The following is a 5,500-nucleotide window of genomic DNA, read 5'->3' on the forward strand; positions in this document are numbered from 1 at the left end:
TTCACATGGTCCACGATCATCGGTATCATACTCTATACCGAATTCCTTACATGGTACCTTTCGAAGAAAAAAAGATCGAATTAAATAATGGAAATAAAAAGGATGAGATATTCACTCATCCAGCTTGTAGTAATAATATTCACCTTTTGCTTTCTGTTCTCTGTCAAGACGTGAATCTTTTTTATTGACCCTTGGTCTTGTAGTATCTTCATCCCTTCTGAAAGTGATACCAAGGTCAGAGAGGAATTTGTTCATACCAATTTGCATTGAAGACGGAGGATGTGCTATACCGTAGACCGCCGGTTCGCCTTCGAAGACTATCAGGCGTTCACTGAGCATATCTATCATGTAGATGTCATGGTCTACGACCATTGCGGTCTTACCATTATTTTCTGCAAATCTCTTTATCGCCTTCGTTGCAAGTGAACGCTGCTCTACGTCAAGGTGCGCACTTGGTTCATCGAGAATATACAGATCAGCATCCTTTGAAAGACATGCTGCGATGGCAACCCTCTGTAACTCACCGCCACTCAGATCGTTCAGCATTTTATCAAAGAGGGGCTCAAGCTGAAGTGGCTTGATTATCTCAGCTTCATAATAGCTGGTATCGAACCTGCGGGTGATGCTCCTTAAGAACTGTCGTACCTGCATGAAAGAATCCACTTTGATGTACTGAGGTTTATAGGAGATGGAAACTTCCGATTCCAGCTCACCCTCATCAGGTTCAACCTCTCCTGCAAGGATCTTTACAAAAGTGGACTTACCAATACCGTTAGGACCGACAATTCCGATCACTTCACCTTCTTTTAAAGAACCGCCATCGGACTTAAGTGAAAAACCGTCACCGTACTTTTTGGAGAAAGCATTGTAATCCAGAAGAGTGGCAATGTCAGTTGCAACACGTGGAGGATGCACTTCAAAAGTAATGGCATCCGGCCTGACACGTACGTTCTCTTCAGGAAGGTAACCTTTGAGATATTGGTTGATACCGATCCTGACACCTTTTGGATGTGTGATCACACCATACCCGCTTGGCATACCGTATGCTATCTGAATAACATCCGAAAGCATGTCCAGAATTGCAAGGTCGTGCTCAACGACAAGAACTGCCTTGTCCTTTGCTAGCTCCTGTATAAGCTGTGAGGAATTGATACGCTGGTAGATATCCAGATATGGACTTATCTCATCAAAGAAGTAAAAGTCTGCATCCCTTGCTGCACATGCGGCAATGGCTACCCTCTGCAACTCTCCGCCACTGAGCTCACCGATATTTCGGTTGATTATGTGACTTAGGTCAAGCTTCTCGACAAGTTCATCCATTACACCGCGCTCATCAGTACCTTCAAGAAGATCACGTGTCTTGCCGTTGAAAGCCTTAGGGATCATGTCCACATACTGCGGTTTCTGGGATACTTTGATCTTGCCATCGATAACATCCTTGAAATAGTCATACATTCCAGTACCGGCATAGTGATCCAATACTGTGTCCCAGTCACCGGTCTCTTCTCCGAAGTTAGGAACAAGAGCACCTGACAGAATTTGTACTGAAGTACTCTTACCAATACCGTTCGGACCAAGAATACCGGTTACCTTACCCACCTGGGGGGTTGGCAATCCATAAAGGGCAAAACCGTTCTGACCATACCTGTGGGTCGGCTTGTCAAGAGCCTCAGGCAGACCGATTATCATAATAGCGCTAAAAGGACATTTGTTGACACAGATGCCACAGCCGACACATAGTTCCTCAGATATAATGGCTTTACCATCATCTCCGAACACAATTGTCTCGTATCCTGTCCTGACCCTAGGACAGTATTTCTCACATTCGTGGCTACATCGCCTTGGCTGGCACCTATCCTTATTCAATATTGCAATTCGCATGATGGATCACTGAAGTTGTTAATGGGATATTTAATAAGCTGTACGCAAAAGAAAAAAAGAGTAGCATGAATACTGTCAGTTCAACAGCAATACCCATGTCACAAGGCAGAAGTCGATAACGATGAATTCGACATAGAACCAATCCTTTGGCCCGAACTCTTTCGTGTTTATATTGATAGCTGGATAGATGAAGCGCTGCGCATAATATGCCAACACACCGACAATGACCAGCACTGCATACCATTTGGTTTCGGTACCTGCACCGAATTGGAGGAATGCACCAAGACCGGCGATCATACCAAGGAATGCTGCAACAGCAGTCTTGATGATACCCTGTATATGTGCTACCTTGCGCTCTTCCGGAGTTTTTACTTTGATCGCAGCGGGCTTTGTGGACACTGCAGGAGCGTCAGTCTGAACTACCTTTTTGGTGCCATCCGACTTCACTTTGCTTTCCTTTTTCAATTGGCATCTTCTCCTGAGTTAATTATTAAGATTGGTTGTTATAATCATTAGAACATATATAAACGTTTATTCCTGCAGAGAGTAGATCAAAGAAACTCATTACTTAGAACATTGCTGACCTGATCAAGGGATACAGCTTCTCTGCCTACACTATTTAGATAGGAAGCAAATTTTTCCGGCCTTTCTCCTGAAGGATGATACACAATTGTCAGCTCAGGGTCTATATCCTCCACCATTTTGGCAAGGCCATTAGCATCAAGATGGTCACTTATCTGCAGGGCAGGGTAGCTATAATCCAGCCTTCCTGTCAGCACATATTTTTTCATCGAATGAGGCAACTTCTTAAGGTCCCACGGCGGTACGATGCAGACCTCGCCCTCATCACATTCCCCGATAGCCACTATATCCCCCGCATTATCCACAAGGCTGCGTGTCAGAAGCAGTGACTTTTCTTCCATTGCGATCGTCCCATGGTAACCAATATCACGCAAAAGCTCCACCGCACGCTGGGCCTTCCCAAATGCATAAGCACCGAAAGCAACCTGGGAACCACATTCCATCACATTTCTAAAGCCTTCAATATCATCCTCGAAATGGCAGGACGGGTCAGAATGATCGCCATAGTTCGCTTCAGTTATCAGCACGTCACATTTTGGCAGTGCAGAAGGATCCTTAACATCCCCGGTGACAAGAATACGGGTACCCACATCGTTCACCCAATAGAAGCCAACCGCTCCTGCAGTATGTCCCGTCTGATAGGTCTTTACGGTCACACCATTGATGTCGATGGAATCCCCACATGCTAAAGTACGCCCCTTGAACTCACGTTCATGACGTATCTCAAGTGCTTTAGCAGTCTTTTCCGTGGAAACTGAGAGGTCAGAGAGCATTGCAGACTTGCCATTATGGTCAGAATGAGCATGAGTGACAAGGTAAGCATCCGGTTGAGGCTGCTTATTAGGAACACGTGTCGAATCAATGGAAAAAGTACAAAGGTTCCCACCATCTGTCCGGAATTTTACGGCAAGATGGGGTTTGAACGTTCCTCGTGAATTCTTCTGGCGGAATGCCAGAACTCCCATGTCTGCAAATCTGTTCAAATGATACCTCTGGCCAATGGACGAGTTCAAGTTATTTACATGTTGTCAGAAGAAGAAGAAGTAACACAAAAAATAGAGGAAGAATGAATGAAAAGAAAGTTCAGATAAGAGCACTCAGCTCTGTACGAAGTACGTCAGCACTGGTAACACCTGTATATCGCTTTACCACTTCGCCATCTTTCTCAATGATGAGAGTAGGTACTGCACTGACCCCATACTTGCCTGCAAGGGCATTGTTCTGGTCAACATCTATCATCTTGAACTCTACCTTGTCCCCCATTTCACCCTCGAGCTGTTCAAGGATAGGTTTCTGTATCTGGCAAGGCCCACACCACGTTGCTGTAAAATCCATTACTACTACATTGCTCATTGAAGATCACCTTTGTAACTGAAAAATATAAGTAAGCGGTATTGCACGCTTTGTACAAAACCATTGGTTGCATTCTATAAATAGCTTTTGATTGTGACACTGACATCAATTATGACACTCGCTAACAGAACAGCCGCAAGATCGAGATCTTTTTTGAAGACCATTCTCAGAAGATATGCTGGAAAGGGGCAAAAGGCATTCTCAATTCCTTTTGATATTGCTGTAATACATGCACTCTTCCGGTGTGAACAGTGGCATCTCCTCAGACCCTTCACACATTTCCACAGGAGCTCCGCGAATCAGCACACATGGGATGCATTCATCTGCCTCGCCCATCAAAAGCTGAGCAGCAGATACCAGATTATCCGCAACCGCCTTGCGTGTTATATGAAGAGGTTTCCCAAAAAGATCATGTGAGCCACGTGCATCTTCAACTGGAACTATACCGGAAGTCCCAAGTGCGACCCCCATGCAACCAAGACGCAAAGGCTGGGTGCGGCTATCTCCAATGATAACACCCACATGGCAGGAAGAATACCCTTCAACGCCCTTCCTTATGTAAGCAGCACTTTTCTGAGCATCCTTAGGCAAAAGCACAACATGCCCTTCCGGGGCGTTGGAAGCATCAATGCCTGCATTAGGGGACAATGTCCCATTGGTCAAAGTGAGAGCAGCCCCAGGCACACCCCCAATGATCTCATCGCATTCACAAAGAACGAGCTCCATCTCCCTGGGATCAAGACAATACTTACCTGCAAGTTCCTTTGCAATTTTCCCCGGAACTACGGTCGATAGCTTCACCAACCTGCCTTCTGCAGTCGCTACCGCAGATTCGGCAAGAACCAGTATATCACCAGCTTCCAGAAATACACCATGCATTTCGAAGGCTTCGCATAGAATTTCCACGATATCATCACCTACCTTAATGATAGGAGTTCGTATACCGACCATCTGTATAGAGGGAAGTTCTGACACCAATTCAGACACCTTCCGACAAATAATCAGACATTATCTTGATGGCACAGTATTCGCCACACATGGAGCAAGGACCTGTCATGGGACACATCCCCTTAGGTTTATCAGGATCCAGTGCCAGTTCCATCTGTCCTTCCCAATCAAAATTGGCACGCCTGTCAGCAAGCAATTTATCTCGATCATCGAGACCGTATTTCATGGAATCGCCTATGTGTGCCGCGATCTTAAAAGCAATAAGTCCTTCACGCACCTGCTCAGGTGTTGGAAGGGAGAGATGTTCTGCCGGAGTTATGTAGCAAAGATAATCAGCACCATTGCCACTTGCAATGCTCGCACCAACTGCCCCAGAGATGTGGTCATACCCCATACCGACATCAGTCGGCAACGGACCTGCTACAAAGAGAGGGTAATTGGAAAGGGAGCGGTGAGCCTGAATGTGGGGGACAATATCATTTGCCTGCACATGACCGCCCATGCCTTCAATGATTACCTGGACACCAGCCTCATTAGCCTGTTCTGCAAGTTTTGCGTTCTTCCTGATCTCCATCATCTGCGGATTATCACACACATCATGAACGCAACCGCTACGCATCGTGTTCCCAAGGGAGAGAACGACATCGTTCTTCTTCAGTATTGAAAGGACCTCATCGAAATTCTCAAGGTAAGGATTCTCACAGCCGTCCTTCAACATCAGAACACTGGTGAAAGA

The 5,500-nt window shown here is 45.8% G+C and carries 6 protein-coding genes; all 6 read right to left on the minus strand.

Annotation, left to right across the window (positions count from 1 at the left end):
- Positions 1 to 111 precede the first annotated feature (111 nt).
- Positions 112 to 1,881, minus strand: a complete 1,770-nt coding sequence (locus QAS77_RS10045) for a ribosome biogenesis/translation initiation ATPase RLI (RefSeq protein ID WP_305065346.1) — start codon at positions 1,879 to 1,881, stop codon at positions 112 to 114.
- A 75-nt stretch (positions 1,882 to 1,956) separates the two neighbouring features.
- Complete coding sequence (locus QAS77_RS10050) at positions 1,957 to 2,346, minus strand: EMC6-like membrane protein (protein WP_305065348.1); 390 nt, start codon at positions 2,344 to 2,346, stop codon at positions 1,957 to 1,959.
- A gap of 86 nt (positions 2,347 to 2,432) precedes the next feature.
- Positions 2,433 to 3,428 carry an MBL fold metallo-hydrolase gene (locus QAS77_RS10055; RefSeq protein ID WP_305065354.1) on the minus strand — a complete coding sequence of 332 codons (996 nt, stop codon included), beginning with the start codon at positions 3,426 to 3,428 and terminating at the stop codon, positions 2,433 to 2,435.
- A 118-nt stretch (positions 3,429 to 3,546) separates the two neighbouring features.
- Positions 3,547 to 3,816 carry a thioredoxin family protein gene (locus tag QAS77_RS10060; RefSeq protein WP_305065349.1) on the minus strand — a complete coding sequence of 90 codons (270 nt, stop codon included), beginning with the start codon at positions 3,814 to 3,816 and terminating at the stop codon, positions 3,547 to 3,549.
- Positions 3,817 to 4,017: 201 nt separating this feature from the next.
- Positions 4,018 to 4,791 (minus strand): coenzyme F420-0:L-glutamate ligase, encoded by a 774-nt coding sequence (cofE, locus tag QAS77_RS10065; protein WP_305065351.1) that lies wholly within the window; start codon positions 4,789 to 4,791, stop codon positions 4,018 to 4,020.
- 4 nt (positions 4,792 to 4,795) lie between these two features.
- On the minus strand, positions 4,796 to 5,500 hold a 705-nt coding region (locus QAS77_RS10070; protein WP_305065352.1), incomplete at its 5' end, for a phosphomethylpyrimidine synthase ThiC.

Source organism: Methanococcoides sp., assembly GCF_030594565.1.
In the GTDB taxonomy this organism is placed as follows: domain Archaea; phylum Halobacteriota; class Methanosarcinia; order Methanosarcinales; family Methanosarcinaceae; genus Methanococcoides; species Methanococcoides seepicolus.

Excerpts from the sequence above, each read along its gene's own strand:
- QAS77_RS10045 (WP_305065346.1), bottom strand. The coding sequence starts at position 1,881 with ATGCGAATTGCAATATTGAATAAGGATAGGTGCCAGCCAAGGCGATGT.
- QAS77_RS10060 (WP_305065349.1), bottom strand. The coding sequence starts at position 3,816 with ATGAGCAATGTAGTAGTAATGGATTTTACAGCAACGTGGTGTGGGCCT.
- QAS77_RS10055 (WP_305065354.1), bottom strand. The coding sequence starts at position 3,428 with ATGGGAGTTCTGGCATTCCGCCAGAAGAATTCACGAGGAACGTTCAAA.